The organism is Enterovibrio coralii, assembly GCF_001559595.1.
GTDB classification, from domain to species: Bacteria; Pseudomonadota; Gammaproteobacteria; order Enterobacterales; family Vibrionaceae; genus Enterovibrio; species Enterovibrio coralii.
Window position 1 is genome coordinate 1 of the sequence record NZ_LNTY01000027.1, and the last position, 21,038, is coordinate 21,038.

Annotated in this window: 17 protein-coding genes, 1 rRNA gene and 4 pseudogenes; 11 read left to right on the forward strand and 11 right to left on the reverse strand. The window is 49.9% G+C overall.

Features of this window, described 5'->3' with window-relative positions:
* Positions 1-114 precede the first annotated feature (114 nt).
* Positions 115-660 carry an oligoribonuclease gene (gene orn, locus ATN88_RS08630; RefSeq protein WP_067414240.1) on the reverse strand — a complete coding sequence of 182 codons (546 nt, stop codon included), beginning with the start codon at positions 658-660 and terminating at the stop codon, positions 115-117.
* Between the two features lie 78 nt (positions 661-738).
* On the opposite strand from orn, the gene rsgA reads away from it, so the two are divergent.
* The 4 genes from rsgA (at position 739) to ATN88_RS08650 (ending at position 5,452) form a co-directional block, all read left to right on the forward strand.
* Entirely contained in the window at positions 739-1,791 is a 1,053-nt protein-coding gene (gene rsgA, locus ATN88_RS08635; RefSeq protein WP_067414243.1) for a small ribosomal subunit biogenesis GTPase RsgA, read from the forward strand.
* Between the two features lie 120 nt (positions 1,792-1,911).
* A complete protein-coding gene (asd, locus tag ATN88_RS08640; RefSeq protein ID WP_067414249.1) occupies positions 1,912-2,814 on the forward strand; it encodes an archaetidylserine decarboxylase in 903 nt (300 codons plus the stop codon).
* A gap of 187 nt (positions 2,815-3,001) precedes the next feature.
* Positions 3,002-4,417 carry an SLC13 family permease gene (locus ATN88_RS08645; protein WP_067414296.1) on the forward strand — a complete coding sequence of 472 codons (1,416 nt, stop codon included), beginning with the start codon at positions 3,002-3,004 and terminating at the stop codon, positions 4,415-4,417.
* Positions 4,418-4,564: 147 nt separating this feature from the next.
* Positions 4,565-5,452, forward strand: a complete 888-nt coding sequence (locus ATN88_RS08650; RefSeq protein WP_067414253.1) for a DMT family transporter — start codon at positions 4,565-4,567, stop codon at positions 5,450-5,452.
* Positions 5,453-5,518: 66 nt separating this feature from the next.
* Here the strand turns inward: ATN88_RS08650 and epmA are convergent, their stop codons facing one another.
* The gene (epmA, locus tag ATN88_RS08655) at positions 5,519-6,490 is read right to left on the reverse strand and encodes an elongation factor P--(R)-beta-lysine ligase (protein WP_067414299.1); all 972 of its coding nucleotides are present in this window, start codon (positions 6,488-6,490) and stop codon (positions 5,519-5,521) included.
* A 484-nt stretch (positions 6,491-6,974) separates the two neighbouring features.
* Here epmA and frdA point away from each other — a divergent pair.
* The 4 genes and pseudogenes from frdA (at position 6,975) to frdD (ending at position 10,300) form a co-directional block, all read left to right on the forward strand.
* Positions 6,975-8,788 (forward strand): annotated as a pseudogene (gene frdA / locus ATN88_RS28220) (fumarate reductase (quinol) flavoprotein subunit).
* Positions 8,788-9,528, forward strand: coding sequence for a succinate dehydrogenase/fumarate reductase iron-sulfur subunit (locus tag ATN88_RS08665; RefSeq protein ID WP_067414257.1), 741 nt, complete (start codon positions 8,788-8,790; stop codon positions 9,526-9,528). Before frdA ends, ATN88_RS08665 begins: the two are co-directional and overlap by 1 nt.
* A 2-nt stretch (positions 9,529-9,530) precedes the next feature.
* Positions 9,531-9,913, forward strand: a pseudogene (gene frdC / locus ATN88_RS08670) (fumarate reductase subunit FrdC).
* 24 nt (positions 9,914-9,937) lie between these two features.
* Positions 9,938-10,300 carry a fumarate reductase subunit FrdD gene (frdD, locus tag ATN88_RS08675; protein WP_067414261.1) on the forward strand — a complete coding sequence of 121 codons (363 nt, stop codon included), beginning with the start codon at positions 9,938-9,940 and terminating at the stop codon, positions 10,298-10,300.
* A 64-nt stretch (positions 10,301-10,364) separates the two neighbouring features.
* Here the strand turns inward: frdD and ATN88_RS08680 are convergent, their stop codons facing one another.
* From ATN88_RS08680 to ATN88_RS08705, 6 genes and pseudogenes are all read right to left on the reverse strand, one after another.
* The gene (locus tag ATN88_RS08680; protein WP_067414264.1) at positions 10,365-11,780 is read right to left on the reverse strand and encodes an SPFH domain-containing protein; all 1,416 of its coding nucleotides are present in this window, start codon (positions 11,778-11,780) and stop codon (positions 10,365-10,367) included.
* 299 nt (positions 11,781-12,079) lie between these two features.
* Positions 12,080-12,550: an N-acetylneuraminate anomerase gene (gene nanQ / locus ATN88_RS08685; protein WP_067414269.1), complete on the reverse strand. Its 471-nt coding sequence runs from the start codon at positions 12,548-12,550 to the stop codon at positions 12,080-12,082.
* Positions 12,551-12,604: 54 nt separating this feature from the next.
* On the reverse strand, positions 12,605-14,086 hold the full coding sequence (locus ATN88_RS08690) for a sodium:solute symporter (protein ID WP_067414272.1): 1,482 nt from the start codon (positions 14,084-14,086) through the stop codon (positions 12,605-12,607).
* A 51-nt stretch (positions 14,087-14,137) separates the two neighbouring features.
* Positions 14,138-15,016: an N-acetylmannosamine kinase gene (locus ATN88_RS08695; RefSeq protein WP_067414276.1), complete on the reverse strand. Its 879-nt coding sequence runs from the start codon at positions 15,014-15,016 to the stop codon at positions 14,138-14,140.
* A pseudogene (locus ATN88_RS08700) lies at positions 15,013-15,718 on the reverse strand (N-acetylmannosamine-6-phosphate 2-epimerase). Before ATN88_RS08700 ends, ATN88_RS08695 begins: the two are co-directional and overlap by 4 nt.
* Before the next feature lie 243 nt (positions 15,719-15,961).
* Positions 15,962-16,834 carry a MurR/RpiR family transcriptional regulator gene (locus ATN88_RS08705; RefSeq protein WP_067414279.1) on the reverse strand — a complete coding sequence of 291 codons (873 nt, stop codon included), beginning with the start codon at positions 16,832-16,834 and terminating at the stop codon, positions 15,962-15,964.
* 271 nt (positions 16,835-17,105) lie between these two features.
* On the opposite strand from ATN88_RS08705, the gene ATN88_RS08710 reads away from it, so the two are divergent.
* Positions 17,106-17,999 (forward strand): dihydrodipicolinate synthase family protein, encoded by an 894-nt coding sequence (locus tag ATN88_RS08710; RefSeq protein ID WP_067414283.1) that lies wholly within the window; start codon positions 17,106-17,108, stop codon positions 17,997-17,999.
* A 75-nt stretch (positions 18,000-18,074) separates the two neighbouring features.
* Here ATN88_RS08710 and efp read toward each other — a convergent pair whose 3' ends face one another.
* On the reverse strand, positions 18,075-18,641 hold the full coding sequence (gene efp / locus ATN88_RS08715; protein ID WP_067414286.1) for an elongation factor P: 567 nt from the start codon (positions 18,639-18,641) through the stop codon (positions 18,075-18,077).
* A gap of 34 nt (positions 18,642-18,675) precedes the next feature.
* On the opposite strand from efp, the gene epmB reads away from it, so the two are divergent.
* Both epmB and ATN88_RS08725 read left to right on the forward strand, forming a co-directional pair.
* On the forward strand, positions 18,676-19,698 hold the full coding sequence (gene epmB / locus ATN88_RS08720; protein ID WP_067414289.1) for an EF-P beta-lysylation protein EpmB: 1,023 nt from the start codon (positions 18,676-18,678) through the stop codon (positions 19,696-19,698).
* Positions 19,699-19,817: 119 nt separating this feature from the next.
* Positions 19,818-20,282, forward strand: a pseudogene (locus tag ATN88_RS08725) (GNAT family N-acetyltransferase); the annotation flags it as partial.
* A 72-nt stretch (positions 20,283-20,354) separates the two neighbouring features.
* Here ATN88_RS08725 and ATN88_RS08730 read toward each other — a convergent pair.
* Positions 20,355-20,693 (reverse strand): 50S ribosome-binding protein YggL, encoded by a 339-nt coding sequence (locus ATN88_RS08730; RefSeq protein WP_067414292.1) that lies wholly within the window; start codon positions 20,691-20,693, stop codon positions 20,355-20,357.
* A gap of 204 nt (positions 20,694-20,897) precedes the next feature.
* A 5S ribosomal RNA gene (gene rrf, locus ATN88_RS08735) occupies positions 20,898-21,013 on the reverse strand.
* Between the last annotated feature and the right edge of the window lie 25 nt (positions 21,014-21,038).

Genomic DNA, 21,038 nt, shown 5'->3' on the forward strand with positions numbered 1-21,038 from the left:
TTTATCAAAGACATTTGTCTCTGTCAGGGCTGCGAATTATACGAAGAAAAATTCGGGATGCAAGCCCTTAAAATCATAAATTTTTAATTTTTCTTCGTATTGATTACTTTAGCGTCAGATCGTAAAGATCTTTGTGCGGTAGTAGCGCAGTTCTTCGATCGATTCTCGAATGTCATCCAGAGCCAAATGCGTGCCCTTTTTGCTAAAGCCATTCAAGACTTCTGGTTGCCAGCGACGAACCAATTCTTTAATCGTGCTGACGTCTACGGTGCGGTAGTGGAAAAAGCGTTCCAAATCAGGCATGTGTTGGTAGAGGAAACGACGATCTTGTCCCACGCTGTTACCACAGATTGGGGACACACCCGCCGGCACCCACTGTTGCAGGAACTGAATGGTTTCTTTGATGGCTTGTTCTTCACTAACGGTACTGGCTTTCACGCGATCCACCAGCCCACTGCGGGTGTGAGTGTTGGTGCACCATTCATCCATCTTCGCCAACTCGTCGTCTGGCTGATGAATGGCAATGACTGGCCCTTCAGCTAACACGTTAAGTTCAGCATCTGTTACTACTGTGGCGATCTCTATGATTTTGTGGACTTCTGGGTCGAGTCCGGTCATTTCAAGATCAATCCAGATTAAATTCTTATCGCTGAAAGACATCCAATTTGCCTATTTTACAAGTAAACCATGTATCATACTTAGCCTGACTTGAAAGCCAACTAAACTAGCGACATTCTCGTGGCAAAAAAGAAAAAGCTCACAAAAGGCCAATTGCGCCGAGTACGGACAAACCAAAGAAAACGTATCGATCGTCAGCAAGATGATGTCCAGTGGGATGAATCCCTGCTGGAATCTGCGCGCGAAGGGGTCGTTATTACCCGCTTCGGACAGCACGCCGATATTGAAGATGCTCAAACCGGCGAGATCCATCGCTGCAACCTGCGTCGTTCAATCGAAAGCCTGGTGACCGGTGATACCGTTGTTTGGCGTCCTGGTGTGGAAACACTGCAAGGTATCGCTGGCGTTGTGGAAGCTGTCCACGAACGTAGCTCTGTTCTCACCCGCCCAGATTACTATGACGGCGTGAAACCGGTCGCGGCCAATGTCGATCAAGTCGTGATCGTTTCCGCGATATTACCCGAATTGTCTACGAACATTATAGACCGTTACCTGATCGCCACAGAACAGGTTGATTTCAAGCCACTTATCGTCATCAACAAGATTGACCTGTTGGATGCGGAAGGCCTTGAAATGGTTAAGAATGCCCTTTCAATTTATCAGGAAATTGGCTACGACGTTCTGATGGTGAGCCGCAAAACTGGCGAAGGCATGGATACGTTGAAAGCGCGTCTGGCTGATGTCACCAGCATTTTCGTTGGTCAATCCGGTGTAGGTAAATCAAGCTTGGTGAATGCCCTGCTGCCAGAAGTGAATGCAGAGACATGTGAAGTGTCTGAAAACTCAGGACTTGGCCAGCACACCACCACCGCGGCGCGCCTGTACCATTTCCCTGATGGCGGCGATCTTATCGATAGCCCAGGGGTACGTGAATTTGGTTTGTGGCACTTGGAACCAGAACAAGTGACCAAAGGCTTTAAGGAATTCCAAGATTACTTGGGCGGTTGTAAGTTCCGTGATTGCAAACACAAGGACGATCCGGGTTGTATGATCCGTGAAGCGGTCGAAGACGGAAAGATCAGTGAGATGCGCTTTGAAAGCTATCACAAGATCATCGATAGCATGTCTGAGATGAAGGCAAACCGTCAGTTTTCCCGCAATAAAGAAAACTGATCACGTTCAGTAATTGACCTTCTTCTGGTTAGCGGCCTGTTAATTTTGTAAACTAGGCCGCTTTTTACTTTCCGGCCCTAGGATTTTCCTAGGACAAACGACAAGTTAGGAAATATTACCGTGTCTAACGATTTGAAAATTGGTCTGCAATATTGCATGCCAAAACACCTGCTAACTCGCCTTGTAGGTAAACTTGCAGCCGCGAAAGCGGGCTTCCTCACCACAGCTGTGATCAAGTGGTTTATCCGCCAATACAAGGTGGAAATGAGCGAAGCGAAGAATCCAGATCCGGCGAGCTACCCAACCTTCAACGACTTCTTTGTTCGTGAGCTTCAAGACGGTGCACGTCCTCTGAACGAAGACGCCAACGTGATCAGCCACCCTGCTGATGCTTGTGTGAGCCAAGCGGGCCCAATCAAAGAAGGCCGTTTGATCCAGGCGAAAGGCCACACCTTTGATGCGTGTGAACTGCTGGGCGGCGACGCGAAACTGGCAGAAGAATTCACCGACGGTGATTTTGCAACGCTTTACCTGTCACCACGCGACTACCACCGTGTGCACATGCCATGTGACGGTACCCTGCGTCAGATGATCTATGTACCGGGCGACCTGTTCTCGGTTAACCCACTGACAGCGGAAAACGTGCCAAATCTGTTTGCACGAAATGAGCGTGTAGTGTGTATCTTTGACACCGCGTTTGGCCCAATGGCACAAGTGCTGGTTGGCGCAACCATCGTGGGCAGCATTGAAACTGTGTGGGTTGGTACGGTGACGCCACCTACTGGTCAAAGCATCCGTCGCTGGGATTACCCTGCAGACGGCGAGCAAGCCATCATGCTGAAAAAAGGCGAAGAGATGGGCCGCTTCAAGCTGGGCTCAACCGTGATCAACCTGTTTGCGAAAGACGCGATCACCTTTGATGAAAGCATCTTCCCAGGCCAGCCAACGCGCATGGGTGAAGCTTACGCACGCCACAACGCAGCAACAGAACAAACCGCAGAAACTCAAACCGAAACCGCCTAACGGCAAATTTGAGATCTGTGACGAAAAGGGCAGCATTGCCCTTTTTTTATGCACAAATCTTATCCAAACGCAGCTTTTTTCGCCTACGCACTTTGTAATCTGTATATCTTTTCGCCTTCCAACCTTATGAATTAAAGGAAGATTAAGGTACCCGGCTTTGTAAGAATCACAGATGGAATCAGTGTCTATGCCAAGACTTTCTCGTGCTGAAGTATTCAAGTTTGTCGTCGCGTTTGGTATTCCTTTGGGCGTTCTCCTCATGCCCTCAGACTGGATCCCCTTAGACAATCTCACCATTGTTCAACATCGTCTGTTAGCCATATTTCTGCTTGCAGCACTGCTTTGGGTACTCGAGCCCGTGCCCGTCTTTGCAACGTCCATCCTGATCATCGCCCTTGAATTGGTGATGATATCCAACAAGGGACTCAATTGGTTTCGAGAAGGATCGCCCGGCCATGACTTTGGTGAGCTGATCAATTACACCGATATCTTCAGTGCCTTCTCTTCGCCCATCATCATTCTGTTTATGGGCGGCTTTGCCTTAGCAATCGCCGCTTCTAAGTACGAGCTCGACAACAACTTGGCGCGCGTACTTCTCAAACCGTTCGGCACCAAGCCAAAAGCCATCATGCTCGGCCTGATGTTGATCACCGCCGTCTTCTCCATGTTCATGTCGAACACGGCGACCACGGTCATGATGCTGGCATTGCTCGCCCCGATTGTGGCATCTGTGCCAAAAGGTGACACAGGCGTGAAAGCCTTAGTGCTCTGTATTCCGATCGCCGCGAACACAGGTGGTATCGCCACCCCAATCGGTACACCACCCAATGCCATCGCCCTGCAATATCTGACTGGCGAGCATGCCATCAGCTTTATTGAGTGGATGGCGATGGGCTTGCCGTTCGTTATCGTGCAGCTCACTTTCTCTTGGTGGCTGCTGCAAAAACTCTTCCCTGCCAAACAGCAAGAGATGATTTTAAAGCTCGGCGGTACCTTCCAAAAAAGCTGGCGCGCCTACACGGTATACGCCACGTTTGCCGCGACCATCCTTCTATGGATGACCACCAGCTTGCACGGCATGAACAGCTATGTGGTCGCTATCATTCCACTGGCGGTGTTCACGTTAACGGGCATTATGGGCAAAGAAGAGTTGAAGCTGATCAACTGGGACGTGCTCTGGCTGGTTGCCGGTGGTATCGCCATTGGCTTGGCACTGGATAAAACCGGACTTGCCGAAGCTGTCGCGCACGCCGTGGACTACGATTCACTCTCGCCAGTTGCCGTGGTACTGACGCTTTCTCTGATCTGTTGGGTCATGGCAAACTTCATGTCCAACACCGCAACGGCCAACCTCATCATGCCCATCGCTGCGGCGGTCGCGACCTCAATGGAAAGCTTGGCGCAGGTCGGTGGCATGCAAGGACTTCTCGTGGTGGTCGCCTTCTCGGCATCGCTCGGTATGATCTTGCCCGTATCCACACCGCCGAACAGCCTCGCCTACTCGACCGGGCTTATCGAAAGCAAAGACATGGCAAAAGCCGGTATTGTGGTTGGTGTCGTTGGTCTTTCGATCGTTTACGCGGCTATGCTGATCCTTGCCTAAACGGTCAGCGAAAACGTCTTGCTAGAAATTTGTGGGAAAAGTGCACAGGTGGCTTTTCCCACAACGCCTCAACCGCTACACTCTCGTTCCTTTTCGAACACAGGCTGACCACTCTCGTCAGCCTTTGATAATTTTGAGGACACTATCTTGGGTTACGAATGGCTCGCCCTTTGTGCTGCCTTCTTGTGGGGTTTTTCTAGCCTTATCTCTGTCAAACCTGCCGGTCACTTAGGAACCTTCGCCTACAGCCGATGGCGTATGGCCTGTGCCTCGGTCATTCTTGGCGTGGGCGCACTGATCACTGGAGGATGGGCAACCGTCACCATGGGCACGCTTTGGCCAATGGCTCTGTCCGGTCTTATTGGTATCTTTATTGGTGATACCGCACTGTTCGCCTGCTTGAACCGCATCGGCCCTCGCCGCTCTGGTCTGCTCTTTTCGTGTCACGCGGTGTTCTCTGCCCTGATGGGGATTTGGCTTTTCGGCGAAACACTGGAAGGCTGGAAATTGCTGGGTGCAATTTTGGTGTTCTCTGGCGTGATGGTCGCGGTGTTCTTCCGCTCAAGCGGTCAAGCACATAAGTGGGAAGAAACCAAAGGCAGCCTATGGGTGGCTATCTCGCTGGGTCTTCTCGCGGCATTCGGCCAAGCTCTGGGTGCGGTTATCGCCAAGCCAGCACTGGCACAAGGTCTCGACCCTGTCGCCGCTTCTGCTATCCGTATGATGACCACGTTTTTGGCTCACGGTACCTTGCTCCTTCTGCAAGTGCGTATCGCGCAGCCTATCAAACCTATCAACTGGCGCATCTTCGGCATGGTGGTGGCGAACAGCTTCCTTTCGCTGGCGCTGGGTATGACCTTGGTGATGTTTGCGTTGAAGTCGGGCGATGTCGGTATGGTTGCCGTACTGTCATCCACCACACCCGTCATGTTGCTGCCACTCATTTGGCTGTTTACCCGCGTGCGCCCAGCACCGAGTGCATGGCTTGGGGCTGCGCTTGCCGTTGTCGGGACAGGATTGATTGTCACCAACTAAAACGAAAAACGCCGCATCAGATGCGGCGTTTTTCGTTTCTGTGAATGCCAGACCAGCGACACGCTATCAGGCAATGCCAACTGGAAAGGCAATCACTTCGTCGATGTGTGTTTTACCCAATGCCAGCATAATCAAACGGTCAATGCCCAACGCCACACCAGCACAATCTGGCAATCCATGGCGGATAGCGTCAATTAAGTGGAGGTCGATAGGCTGAGGCTGCAGCCCCATCTTCTCACGCTTGCGGTTGTCTTCTTCAAAGCGGGCAAGCTGCTCGTCCGCGTTGTCCAATTCATAGAAACCGTTCGCGAGTTCAATACCTTTGAAATAAACCTCAAAGCGAGCGGCTACGCGTGCATCGTCTTCGCACACACGCGCCAGTGCTGCTTGAGACGCAGGGAAGTTATACACAAACGCTGGCACATCACGGCCAATTTTCGCTTCCACACCCACGCTGAACAGCAGTTGCAACAAGGTGTCGCGGTCTTCTTCTGGGTCAGCAATGTCCGACAAGCCAAGCGGGGCCGCCGCGGCTTTCAACTCTTCCATCGTCCCTTCAAGCGGGCATACACCCAGCACCTTGATAAACGCATCTTGGTAGGTCATGCGCTCTGAGGCACCTACCTTCAACACCATTTGCAGCAGCGCGTCCATTTCATCCATCAAGGCATGATGATCGAATCCCGGGCGGTACCATTCCAACATGGTGAATTCTGGGTTGTGGTGACGTCCCGCTTCTTCATTGCGAAACGCTTTGTTGATTTGATAGATAGCCCCGCTACCCGCCGCCAGCAAGCGTTTCATGTGAAACTCTGGGCTGGTCATCATGTACAGCGGAATACCGGCAGCAAAGCCCGGCCCAACGAACGTGGTATTGAAGGTGTGAAGATGGATATCCGTCACTGTCGCCTGGCTCATTGCTGGCGTGTCGACTTCCAGCACATCACGGTCAGCAAAGAAGTGTCGGATAGCACCCATAAGGCGCGAACGCTGTTTTAAAGTCTCAATGTCTGAGGTTGGACGCCAAGCCTGTGTCATCAATACGGTCTCTTTTGGTTCAATCGGCGGCATTGTAGCCGCCCACGTAGCAGATAGAAACCACTGCGCATTTCGTGTATTGCTTTCTAACGCTTTTCTACCATAAGTGCTTCTTTTGCTTACTGGTTCGCTTATGAAGCACATTGCAGGCAAAAACTGGGTATTCTTACATCGCAATCATTCTCATTCATAGAAAAAAACCTTTTCAAAATAAACAGTTAAAAGCGAAATGAAAGTGACGTTTTTTACGTGGCAGAAACAAGTAAAAACACCCTGCAACGGCGATTTAACAAGCTGTTATCTTGTTGTCTAACGACCCAGATCACAAAACGTATGCACAGTGCTTTAGGCACACATAAAGTGGGGAGAAATGCCCGTCTAGGTCAAATTTTACGGGATTTAAGTCCACTAAGATGGGGGCAGTTTCTTAAGTTCGATGCAGACCTTGCATCTCATATTTTTAACTTTCCTCCGGAGGATAGCTGTGAAGACAATTACCACAGATATCGCTGTCATCGGTGCCGGTGGCGCAGGCCTACGTGCTGCTATCGCTGCTGCTGAAGCAAATCCAGAACTAGAAATTGCTCTGATTTCCAAAGTTTACCCAATGCGTTCCCACACGGTAGCCGCAGAGGGCGGTTCCGCTGCAGTCATCAAGGATGAGGATAGTCTCGACAACCACTTCAACGATACCGTTGGCGGTGGTGACTGGCTATGTGAACAGGATGTTGTTGAGTATTTCGTTGAGAACGCAACGCGTGAAATGACCCAGCTGGAGCAATGGGGTTGTCCATGGAGCCGTAAGGAAAACGGTGACGTGAACGTACGTCGTTTCGGTGGCATGAAGGTAGAACGTACCTGGTTTGCTGCGGATAAGACTGGCTTCCACATGCTGCACACTCTGTTCCAAACATCGATCAAGTATGAGCAAATCAAACGCTTTGATGAGTACTTCGTGGTTGATCTGCTGGTTGTTGATAACGAAGTGCAAGGTCTGGTTGCAATCCACATGTCTGAAGGCGAGCTGGTTTGCATCAAAGCGAAATCTGTTGTTCTAGCAACAGGCGGTGCGGGTCGTGTTTACAACTGTAACACCAACGGCGGCATCGTAACGGGCGACGGCATGGCAATGGCTTACCGTCACGGCGTTGCACTGCGCGACATGGAGTTTGTTCAGTACCACCCAACGGGTCTGCCAGGCACCGGCATTCTGATGACAGAAGCTGTCGTGGTGAAGGCGGTATCATCGTGAACAAACACGGTTACCGTTACCTGCAAGACTACGGCATGGGACCGGAAACACCGGTTGGCCAGCCAAAGAACAAATACATGGAGCTGGGCCCACGCGATAAAGTGTCTCAAGCGTTCTGGCACGAGCTGCAAAAAGGCAACACCATCAAGCACCCACTGGGCGATGTTGTGCACCTGGATCTGCGCCACCTTGGCGAAGAGTACCTCAACGAGCGTCTGCCGTTCATCTGTGAACTGGCAAAAGCCTACGTGAACGTTGACCCAGCGAAAGAGCCAATTCCAATTCGTCCAACGGCGCACTACACCATGGGCGGTATCGAAACCAACGCGAAGAACGAAACCTCTATCCAAGGTCTGTTCGCGGTAGGTGAATGTTCATCTGTCGGTCTGCACGGCGCGAACCGTTTGGGTTCAAACTCACTGGCAGAGCTGGTTGTATTCGGCCGTCTGGCAGGTGAAGGCGCGGTTGAACGTGCAACTGCATTCCAAGGTTGGAATGAAGAAGAAATCGCACGTCAGATTGCGGACGTTGAAGGCCGCATCAATGCACTGCTGAGCCAAGAAGGCGATGAGAACTGGGCAGACATCCGTACTGAAATGGGTCACACCATGGAAGCTGGCTGTGGTATCTACCGCCGCGAAGATCTGATGCAGGAAACCATCGACAAGCTGACTGAGCTGAAAGCACGCTACAAGAAAATCAGCATCAAAGACAAAGGCAAAGTATTCAACACTGACCTGCTGTACGCCATCGAAGTTGGCTACGGTCTGGAAGTGGCAGAAGCCATGGCGCACTCAGCGATGATGCGTCGTGAGTCTCGCGGTGCCCACCAGCGTCTGGATGAAGGTTGCACAGAGCGTGACGACGTGAACTTCCTGAAACACTCTCTGGCATACTTCAACCCAGAAGGTGCACCAACCATCAAATACGGTGATGTGAAAATCACGAAATCTCAGCCTAAAGCGCGCCTGTACGGTGCTGCGGCAGAAGAAGCCGAAGCGGCTGCTAAAAAAGCTGAGAAAGAAGCAGAGAAGGAGCAGGCATAATGTCAGCAAATCGCATTCAGAAAGTCAGCATTCTTCGCTACGACCCGTCTAAAGATAACGAGCCACGTCTGCAAACGTTCGACGTGCCGTTCGATGAAACCATGTCTGTGCTGGACGCACTGGGTTACATCAAAGACAACCTAGACAAAGATCTGTCTTACCGTTGGTCTTGCCGTATGGCGATCTGTGGTTCTTGCGGCATCATGGTAAATAAGGTGCCAAAACTGGCGTGTAAAGCGTTCCTGCGCGACTACCCAGACGGCCTGACCATCGAGCCACTGGCAAACTTCCCGATCGAGAAAGATCTTATCGTCGACATGACGCCGTTCATCGAGCGTCTGGAAGCGATCAAGCCTTACATCATCGGTAACGATCGTAAGCCTGAAGACGGTCCGAACAACCAAACCCCTGAGCAACTGGCGCGCTACAAGCAGTTCGCTGGCTGTATCAACTGTGGTCTGTGCTACGCAGCGTGTCCTCAGTTTGGTCTGAACCCTGAGTTCATTGGCCCAGCGGCACTGACGCTGGCACACCGTTACAACCTAGACAGCCGTGACAACGGTGCTGATGAGCGTATGAAGCTGATCAACGGTGAAAACGGTGCGTGGGGCTGTACCTTCGTGGGTTACTGCTCGGAAGTATGTCCGAAGAACGTTGATCCAGCTGCTGCTGTTAACCAGGGCAAGATCGCATCTTCTCAGGACTTCGTGATTGCGATGATCAAACCTCAGGAGGCATAAGGATGTCTAACCGTAAACCTTACGTTCGTGAAATGAAGCGTACATGGTGGAAAGAGCATCCTTCTACCGCATGTACATGCTGCGTGAAGCTACTGTACTGCCACTGATTTTCTTCACCTTGTGTCTGACTTTCGGTCTGGGCTCACTGGTGGTTGGCGAAGCAGCTTGGGAAGGCTGGCTGAGCTTTATGGCTAACCCTGTGGTTGTGGCGATCAACATCGTTGCACTGGCAGGCAGCCTGTTCCACGCACAAACCTTCTTCAGCATGATGCCGCAAGTAATGCCAATTCGCATTGGCGGCAAAAAGGTAGAGAAGAAAGTGATCGTGGCAGCGCAATGGGCAGCGGTTGCAGTGATTTCTGCCGTTATCCTGTTTTTGGTTTAACCCCAGCATTTAAGGAGAGTTAACGTGGTCGATTTAAATCCAAAACGTTCTGATGAACCAGTATGGTGGGGTCTGTTTGGTGCGGGTGGTTCTTGGTTTGCCATGATCACACCTGTAACCATTCTGGTGCTGGGCATTCTGGTGCCAATGGGCATCATCGATGCTGACGCGATGAGCTATGAGCGTGTAACGGGCTTCGTGACCAGCTTTATCGGTGCCCTGTTCACCATCGGTACTTTGTCTCTGCCAATGTGGCACGCTATGCACCGTCTGCACCACGGCATGCATGACCTGAAATTCCACACTGGAACAGCAGGCAAAGTCGCGTGTTACGCTATCGCATTCTTGGTGTCTGCGCTGTCTGTGATTTTCATTTTCATGATTTAATCCAGACCGACGAAAAAAAAGGGAGCATCTGCTCCCTTTTTTTATTCGCCTCAACTTTACTGTATTACGGGTTCGAATTGGTCCCTTTCAGTGCGTTGGCCTTTTCCATCATCCCCAGTGCGCCAAGGCCTGTGATGACATCGAGGTTCGTGGTCATCTTGCCACTCTCTCCCCCACCAAAGTAATGGGTCGGCACCTCTACCTTGAAGTCTTTGAGGTTGTTGTAAAGCGATGTCGAGATATCACGGTTAAGCTCTGCCAGATAGACATCTCGGTTAGATCCAAACGCATCGTACTTGGCTTTCAGTACCGCAGCTTCCGCTTCACCTTTTGCCAAGATGGCTTTCGCTTCGAACTCAGCCGCTTTTGCATTGGCCTGTTGGATAGCCAGGTTCGCTTCTGCAATGGCGAGCTCTTTCGATTTTTCCACTTCAGCCAACTGCTTGGTTTTCTCGACTTCAACAATCTCCCTTTTGGCAATTTGCTGCGCAACCGCCACTTCTTTTTGCTGAGCAATAACCGCTAACTCTTTGGTTCTCTGCGCATCCTGCACCTCACGCGTTCGTTGGATTTCTTTACGAAGCTGCTCTGTTTCCGCCTGCGCTTTTGAGGTTTCCTGTTCTTGAATCGCACGGATCCTGTCTGCCACTAGGCGCTTTTTATCCGCAAGCAATTGGTCGAGTTGTGTCTCTGGTTGAGGGTCACCAATGGTGACTTGCGTAACCTGAATACCATATTGCTGCAGTGGGTTGTCCTGACGGATAGGCTGACCACTGGCATCACGAACTGGCACGGTTTTCCAAACCAACTGCTGTGTTCGTTGCAGCTTATTCGCATCCGCTTGATCCAGACCAACAGGGGCTAAATCAAGTTCTTCGACTTCCACCTGACGTCGCTCGGTCAGATAGATCCCTTCTCGAAGTTGATCTCCCAATTTCGATTTGAATTGATTCAAACCACCTTGGAAGAATTCTTCTCCGGTGTATTGCGTTGCGGTGATCACGGTAACGTTACGTGCATTTTTCACCAGCAGCGCATCAATCAAGTTGCTGTTGTTACGAAATTCACGGTGCATCTTAATCAAGGCCTCAGGATCTGTGCTGAGCTTGAAGCGGTACGTCACAGGGATCTCCCCGATGTACGTATCTGCAAATCGCACCTGAACAGGATCGAGTCGCTGGTAAAAGTCCTCGCCGGCGTTGTTGCCAAAGGACACAGTGATCACCTGATCGTACTGCGTGATTTTCGACAGGAAAGGCATTCGAAAATGAATACCGGGCTCAGTAAACACATCGAGCTCTCCTGTCATGTTGTTTTGATGGACATAGGTATACCCTGCATCCGTCATCAATACTGAATTGTTGATGGTGAATCCCACCAGCAACAAAGGTAAGCCATAAATCGCGGCTTTCAGCCCTGTTCTTGCCATCTGACGTCGTTGTTCCATTTTTAGACTTTGTCCTACATTTTTAATATCCATATCTTTCTCCTTTACTGGTCGATGAATAAAACCATGTCGCGTTAGTGCCAAACTGCATAACTACTCATCTACAGCGGAGATAAATGTAACAAATTATTTAAAACAGGAATATTCGAAACATTTTGGTTAATAATTCGTTAATACCGAAACATAACCAAAACGAATGAAAAATCAGGCACTGAAGCATTCAGAAGAAGAGAGCGAGGACAGAAGCGTTCGACACGATTTAGGCAGGCGCCAGAGAAGCACATAAAAATGGGAGCTGATGCTCCCTTTTATTCTCGTATCAATTGCTCGTGCTAGACCAACAAGGATTTGTGCACTTTCACCACAGCCTTTTTCAGCGGCTTTGATGCAGTCACGTTGCAGCCTGGCTTGTGCGGTTGCTCTGGCAGGAAGATAGCAAATGTCCCTGGCGTCATCATGACGTTTGTTTCACCCACCATCGACTCGACCAGATAGAAATCAGACTCGGCATCATAGTCTTTGGCAATCGGGTTGTTTTCATTGGCCAGCGCAAAGCCAATGCGCTCTTCGCCACTGATCAAAAACTGAATATCAATGTATTCCTTGTGCACCTCTGCCAACTTCTCTTTCGCTGGCTGGGTATCAAATGCCATCACGTTGACGTAGATGTTGTCGCCATCAATATCATGACGACCTGTTGGCAATGTCAACATGTCCGTTTCCGACAAGAAGGCAAGGCTGCGACGGAATGCTTCAGGCAAGTAGGCATAGGTTTCTGGTTGAGTAATGTGGCCTAGAATCATGGTTTTCTCTCTTACAATAAAGCCCGGACCAAGCCGGGCTTTTTATTTATTCAATTACATAGAAAGTGCTTCGATTTCTTTTTCTTCTTTGTTGCTCTTAAACAGTGGCGCAGCCAAGTAGCCCACGATAACCACAGTCAGGGTGCCCACGGCACCGTAGAAGAAGAAGTTCAGGTCGGTGCTAGCACGTACCCAAAGCGTCGCCGCAACAGCTGCAACCACACCCAGCATTGCACTGTTCGCGTTAGCACGGCGTACGAAGATACCCAGCATGAACAGACCCGTCATTGGACCGCCCATCAGACCCAGTAGGCTGTTGAACGCATCCCACAGCTCGCTCTCGTTAGACATGATGAGGTAAGTTGATGCAACCACGCCCAAGGTACCTGCAATCACAGTGATGATGCGACCGACTTTCAGGTTTTGCTCTGCTGTTTTCTCAACACCAAAGCGGCTGTAGATGTCTGATGCGTAACACGCAGAGATACTGTTCAGGCTACTAGAAATACTTGATTGAGAGGCTGCAAAAATCGACGCGATGATGAGACCCGCTACGCCAGCTGGCATTTCAGAAATCACGAAGAATGGCAGGATACCGCCGGTGTTAAAGTTCTCTGGCAGCAGTTGTGGATTCTGAGTGTAGTAAGCGTAAAGCGCAGCACCTACCGCGAAGAAGAATACTGGGATACATGCCACCAGCTTAGCATTGGTCACCAGTGCTTTTTTGGTCTCTTCCACAGAGTCAGTCACGATGTAGCGCTGCACCACGTCTTGGCTTGCAGTGAACTGCTGAAGGCTTGAGAAGAAGAAGCCAATTGCCAGCACAGGAATCGTACTTTGTGTCCAGCTCCAGCTCATCTTGTCAGCTGGGAAGTATTTGTTTTCTTCAGCAGAGAGTGAGAACACTTCAAAGATACCGCCATCGACGTTAAAGCAAATCATCACGAAGATCAGTACCGCCGCGCCCGACAACATGATGCCTTGGATCACGTCTGTCCAGATAACGCCTTCAATACCGCCCATGAAGGTGTAGACAATACACAGTACACCGATCAGGAACACGATCATCAGTGGATCAATGTCGACGAAAGGCATCAGAGCCAGTGCTGTCAGATAAGTGATGATCGCGATACGACCGACGTGGAACAGCATGAAAGAGATACTGGCGAACAGGCGCATGCGCACGTCAAAGCGCTTCTCCAAGTACTCATACGCAGAGGTCAGATTCAGCTTTCTGAAAAAAGGAATGTAGTAGATAAAGACGAAAGGCAGAATCGCAATGGCAATGTACTGACCAATCAGGAACGTCCAGTCATCGGTGTAGGCTTTTGCTGGGATCGACATAAAGGTGATCGAACTTAGGGTCGTTGCGAACACACTGATGCCCGCTGCCCAGCCCGGAATACGGCCACCAGCTTTGAAATAGTCATCTGCCGATTTCTGGCGTTTCGCAAAGTACACGCCGACCAACATGATGACGGCGAGATAGGCGACGAGAACTACGTAGTTCAACGTCCCGAATGCTTGTATCTCCATGAGTTTTTCCTCAATTCGTGTAGGGTGAGATAATCGATGTATCTATTTTTATTATTTCGTTTCAGTGTCTGCCCAAAGCGATACACCGATGAGTCCTGCATCGGCACCGCTCAAGGCTGGTATTAGTTCCGGTTGATAAACCGTTGGCAGCAAGGAAAGTGCATCTTTAACGAGCGTGAGATAGTTATCCGCCAGACCCACGCTGCCGCCGAGAACCACGGCATCGAGATCAAGCGAGATGGTCAGGTCAGCAACAAGCTGGGCGACGGCTGAGGCAGAACGCTCAACAATCGCTGTGGCATTGCTGTCCCCTGCCAAGTAACGCATGTAAACATCACGTCCTGTGGTGGATTCACCAAAGAAGGGAACACCGGCACGGCCAATCGCAGAGCCAGAAGCAATCGCTTCCACACAACCTTTGCGACCACAGCCACAACGAGGACCCGCAGGGTCTGCCAGCATGTGTCCCGCATGACCTGCAATGCCGCGAGAACCCGTCACCAAGGCACGATTCAGTACCAAACCCGCACCAACGCCCGTCGAAACGGTAACAAAGGCAAGGTTGTCGTACTTTGCGTCATAGGCTTGAAATTCCGCCCATGCCGCCGCTTGCGCATCGTTAATAACGTGTGTTGGTAAACCAGTGATATCTGCGATAACCGCGTGGATCGGGAACTGATCCAAACCACCAAGATTGTCAGGGTTCAATGCCGTTAAAATGCCTTGGTTGATGATGCCCGTAGAAGCAACTGCCACAAGATCCGCACGGGATGCCAAGGGCAAAAGAAGATCGCGAAGCGCGCTTGTCAGTACCTTTGGATCCTTGGATGACAAGGTCTCAACTTGGTGCTTTTCAATCACCTCACCACCGCAAATCAGCGCAGCAGCGAGCTTAGTTCCACCAAGATCAACGGCGAGACAGGTTTTCATGCCACGGCCTCATGACACATGCCACGGGCATCTGAAACCGCATCGGCAAACCAAGTACAAATGTGTTCAATTCGGGTAATAGCTGAGCCGACGGTGACACAATCTGCCCCCGCAAGGATGGCTTGTTTAGCCAACTCAGCTGTTGTAACGGCCTTCCGCCATCACAAAACATCCGGCTTTTTTCAGCGCACTGACAAATGCAAAATCAGGTTCTGCCGGCACTGTGTCGCCAACGTACCCAGACATGGTGGTACCGATGATTTCAACGCCAAGATCCTGGCTCGCCATGCCTTCGTCAAAATTGGAGCAATCCGCCATCGCAATGCAGCCTGCGTCATGAATGGCTTTCACCAGCACGGCGACCTCAACAGGACGTGCGCGGTGAGTGGCATCGATAGCGATAATGTCAGCACCCGCCTCTGCCAGTGCGATGACATCTTCGATAAACGGCGTAATTCTGATCTGACTGTCAGCAAGATCGCGCTTCACAATGCCAATGATGGGTGCGCTGATTTTGCCGCGTGTTGCTCTTACGTTTTCAACGCCTTCAATACGCAACGCAACGGCACCACCTGCAATCGACGCTTGCGCCATTGCTGCCACAATCTCAGGCACATCCATCGGACCATCATCCACTGGCTGGCAAGAAGACACGAATCCCGTCTTTAGAATGGCTAACAATTTATCGCCAGAAACAGACATAAAGTTTAACTCCAATAACACAGTAATTTGTGAAGCTTTATTTCAAACTAATGAAAATGGAGTTTAACTTCAAACTGGAAATATCAAAATGGAGATAAACACCTCATTTTTTGCAGGGAAATATCTAAATGTGTGGTGTGAGAAGACAAACCGTAAAAGGCCAGATACCGCGGTTTTATTGAGAGAGATAAGGGAAAGGTAGAAAAGAAAAAGCCGGGCAGAAAAACCCGGCTTGGATGAAGCTTAAATGTCGAGAGCACGTGTCGTGCGGAGTTTTTTGTCCATCGTCCCCGTCACATCCTCTCTTACCAACAGGGTATAAAGCAGGTCGAGCACGAAAAGCTGAGTGATTTTGGTGCCAATGGAGTCACCCTGCATTTGGCCCTGACGGTTACCGTTTAGCAGCACCCAATCGGCATACTGACAAATCGACGACTTAGGGTTGTGCGTGAGAGCCACTGTCTTCGCCCCTGCCTCTTTGGCCAGCTTTAGGGCTTTGGTGGTTTCCACAGAATTACCGTAATGGCTGATACCTATCGCCAAATCCGTTTCATCCAACAAAGACGCTTTCATATACATGAAGTGGTTGTTGGTCAGTGCATCGGCGTTAAAACCGATACGCATAAATTTGTTCTTAGCATCTTCGGCGGTGATACCCGAGGAGCCCACACCAAAGAAGTACACGCCTTTTGATGCTTTGATTTGTTGCGCCACTTGCTCCAGGGTTTCAAAGTTCAGCAGGTTAAGCGTTTCGGTCAGCACATTGCTGATCCCTTGTTGGATTTTTTGACCAATCAGCTCTGCGCTGTCTTGTGGCGCGATATCCGTGTCGAGAATCGATTTGTCGCTTTGATTGATGGATGACAACTCAATCGCCAAATCCATTTTGAAATCTTGGAAGCCTTTGAACCCGAGCATACGGCAAAAACGAATGATCGTTGCTTCACCCACATTCACCTGTTGGGACAGCTCAGCAATCGACAACTTGGTCACGTCATCCGCGTGGCTGTTGACGTAATCCGCGATACGGCGGGCTGATGGCGTCATGCTTTCCTGCATGCTTCCCATCATATCGAGAACTTTTCCAGTTTTTACAGGTAAGTGTTTGGATGGCATATCGCGGTTCCATTAATAAGGGCTTACTGAACGCGATTCTCACATTTCCTCACGCCTTTGTGAAGTAAAGCTCCACAAATTCAGTCCATGCTCACGAAGTTAGCCTTTCCATTCTCTGCTGAGATCAGAGGTTGTTATGCAAATCACAGTTTGAATTCAATCCTTATCAATTCGAATAATTTGCATTGCACAGTGAAACTTTACTCCATAACATAAATTGAAACTCCACTTTATTAATCATTTTTGAAGTTTAACTTCATGGTACATAACGATGAAAAAACTGTCTGGACTTATTGCTGCTCCCCACACGCCGTTCAATGCTAACGGTGAAGTTAACTTTGACGTGATCGATCAGATTGCAAAGCACTTGATTGCCGATGGCGTGACCGGTGCATACATCTGTGGCACCACGGGTGAAGGTATTCATTGCTCGGTAGCGGAACGCAAAGCGATCGCAGAACGTTGGGTTGCCGCATCTGAAGGCAAGCTAGATCTGATTGTTCACACTGGCGCATTGAGCATTGTTGATACGCTAGAGCTAACCCGTCACGCCGAAACACTGGATATTGAAGCAACCTCTGTCATTGGTCCTTGCTTCTTCAAACCGGGCAGCCTGGATGATCTGGTGTCTTACTGTGAGACGGTGGCCGCGGCTGCGCCTTCTAAAGGTTTCTACTACTACCATTCAGGCATGTCGGGCGTGAACTTCGACATGGAACAGTTCCTGATCAAAGCAGACAAGCGCATTCCAAACTTGTCAGGCCTGAAATTCAACAGTGGCGACCTATACGAATACCAACGCTGCCTGCGCGCATGTGGCGGTAAATTCGATATCCCATTTGGTGTTGATGAGCACCTACCTGGTGCATTGGCAGTGGGCGCAACAAGTGCAGTGGGTAGCACGTACAACTACGCGGCTAAACACAACCTGCAAATGATTGAAGACTTCAAGAACGGCAATCACGACGCTGTCATCAAAGGCATGGATACAGTGATTGATCTGATTCGCGTGTTGGTTGAATTTGGTGGTGTTGCGGCAGGTAAAGCAGCAATGGCACTGCATGATATTGATGCCGGTGACCCACGTCTGCCACTTCGCGCACTGACAGCAGAACAAAAAGAAATCGTAGCTGACAAGATGCGTGCAGCAGGGTTTCTTCGCTAAGAACTAAATTCTCATACCTTTCCCCCTACTAAGCAAAAAGGCCGCTATCAGCGGCCTTTTTATTTTCCAGTGTGATTACTTCACACGGCTTACGTATTCACCCGAGCGAGTGTCAACTTTGATCACTTCACCGATTTGGATGAACAGAGGTACACGCACTACTGCGCCAGTGATCAGGGTTGCTGGTTTACCGCCAGTACCTTGAGTATCACCTTTCAGACCTGGGTCAGTTTCAGTCACTTCCAGTTCAACAAAGTTTGGTGGAGTTACTGCGATTGGGTTACCGTTCCACAGAGTCAGAGTACAACGGTCGTTCTCTTTCAGCCACTTCAGGTTGTCAGCAACAGCTTTCTCGTCTGCCGCGATTTGCTCGAACGACTCAGCGTTCATGAAGTGCCAGAACTCACCGTCAGTGTACAGGTAGTCCAGTTCCATATCGATAACGTCAGCAGCTTCAACGGTATCGCCAGACTTGAAAGTCTTCTCCAGCACTTTGCCAGAAAGCAGCTTACGGATTTTCACGCGGTTGAACGCTTGGCCTTTACCCGGCTTAACGAACTCGTTTTCGATAATGACACAAGGCTCGTTATCGAGCATAATTTTCATTCCGCCGCGGAATTCATTGGTGCTAAAAGACGCCATGTCTATCCTCTTAACATCTTCGAAGTTGTCATAAATGCCGGACATAATAACCCGAAACGTGCCGCCTGTTGAGCAAAACTGGCTCAAAGAAATGGCAAATGCTGTCTCAGATCCTCAAAATCTGTTGCAACAGCTTGAATTAGAGCCCACGGCATGGAAGTCCGGCTTCAGTGCTCGCGATCTTTTCGCGCAGCGCGTACCGCAAAGCTTTATCGATCGCATGGAAAAGGGTAATCTAAATGACCCCCTTTTGCGTCAGGTAATGCCCGTCATCGACGAGTTTGAAGACGTACCCGGTTACACCACTGATCCGCTGGAAGAACAGGACAACGAGCAACCTGGGCTTTTGCATAAATACAAAAACCGCGTATTGATGATTTTAAAAGGGGGTTGCGCCGTTAACTGCCGCTATTGCTTCCGTCGCCATTTCCCTTATGAAGAAAACAGGGGCGGAAAATCAGTGTGGCGCGAAGCAATCACTTACTTACAGGCGCATCCTGAAGTTGATGAAGTGATTTTGTCAGGTGGCGACCCGCTAATGGCAAAAGACCATGAACTGGAATGGCTAATTGAAGCAATCGAATCTGTGCCTCACGTGAAAAGGCTACGCATTCACTCGCGTTTGCCTGTGGTGATTCCAAATCGCGTGACGTTAGCACTTACTGACATGCTGGCAGCGACGCGTCTCAACGTGGTACTGGTGACTCACATTAACCACGCTAACGAGATAAACGATGAATTTCGTGCCGCGATGGCGCATCTAAAGCGTGCGGGTGTCACCCTGCTTAACCAAGGCGTGTTGCTGAAAGGGGTGAATGACTCTGTTGATGCACTGAAAAACCTCAGCAACGCCTTGTTTGATGCCGGTATCTTGCCTTACTACCTCCATGTATTGGACAAGGTAAAAGGTGCCGCACACTTCTTGGTAGATGACGAAGAAGCGAAGATCCTGATGGCAGGACTTATCAAAGAAGTCTCCGGCTATTTGGTCCCTCGCCTAACCCGTGAGATCGGTGGCCGCGACAGTAAAACGCCTCTCGATCTGCACCTCGAATAAAAACAACTGTGAGTGATCACTTATCGAGTAAGTGATCACTCACAAAATGTTTTCTCTTGCTTCTCTGACAGTTACAGGCAACTATCAAAACTCCCTTGGCATAGCATGAAGGAGTAACCATGCCTGTAACTGTTCGTCCTGTAGAACCTCGCGATATCCCCGCCATCCACAAACTGTATTCTTGTACCAATGCACATACGGGTACACTACAGCTACCTATGCCATCTTTGGCTATGTGGGAAAAGCGACTTAGTCACCTACCGGATGATCATTACTGCCTTGTCGCCGAAGAAGAGGGACAAATCATTGGGCAGCTTGGCTTTGAGGTGTGCAAGAACATGCGCCGCCGTCATGTTGGTGAGTTCGGCATGGCCGTGCATGATGACCACACGGGTAAAGGAGTAGGCAGTAAACTAATAGCGGCAATGATTGAGCTGGCAGACAACTGGATTAACCTACGTCGAATTGAACTCACCGTATACTGCGACAACGAACCGGCGATTGCGCTCTACAAGAAGTTTGGATTTGTAGAAGAAGGCCGTGCAAAAAGTTATGCGTTTAGAAACGGCGAGTATGTCGATGCTTCTATATGGCAAGAACCCATCCCGCATTGCTATAAACAAACACAAAAAAGCCCAGCACTGCTGGGCTTTTTACTAGTCTGCGAATTCTATCTGATGGAGATCCAGCAAAGGCCCCAATTCTACAAGCTCAGCCTCATCACGCTCTTCTATCCACGCTTTGATTGATTCTCTGTCTTGTTCCGTTGCTGAGCCATAGCGCAGTGCTGAGCCAATCACGAGTTCAATATTCGTCATACCGCCACCACCGACCAGCAAATGACGCGACTCCGCATAATCAGCAAGCGACTCAATAAAGTGATCAAGTGCCTCATCATCATCTGTATTGAGCTTTAACGTGAGAACAAAGCCAAACACGGCAAACTCATCCAGATATAACTTCTTTCTTAAACGTCGAGATCGTTGTGATGGCATAGCTATGCTCCTGTCGGATCACAAAGTGCATTCAGTGTAGATGGAGAGACAGTGCTTGTCGGTAACCACACATCCAAAACGAGAGTAATGATGGAGTTTTAACGACGACTAATAAGAAAGAGGAAGTGATACCGCTGAAGTTTTTCAGATGCCAGAAACGCAAAAAGGCCATCCTTACGGATGGCCTTTTCGACTGTATTTGAAGCCTGGCGATGTCCTACTCTCACATGGGGAGACCCCACACTACCATCGGCGCTGTTGCGTTTCACTACTGAGTTCGGCATGGAGTCAGGTGGGTCCACAACGCTATGGTCGCCAAGCAAATTCGTTAAAATCTTGGAAAGC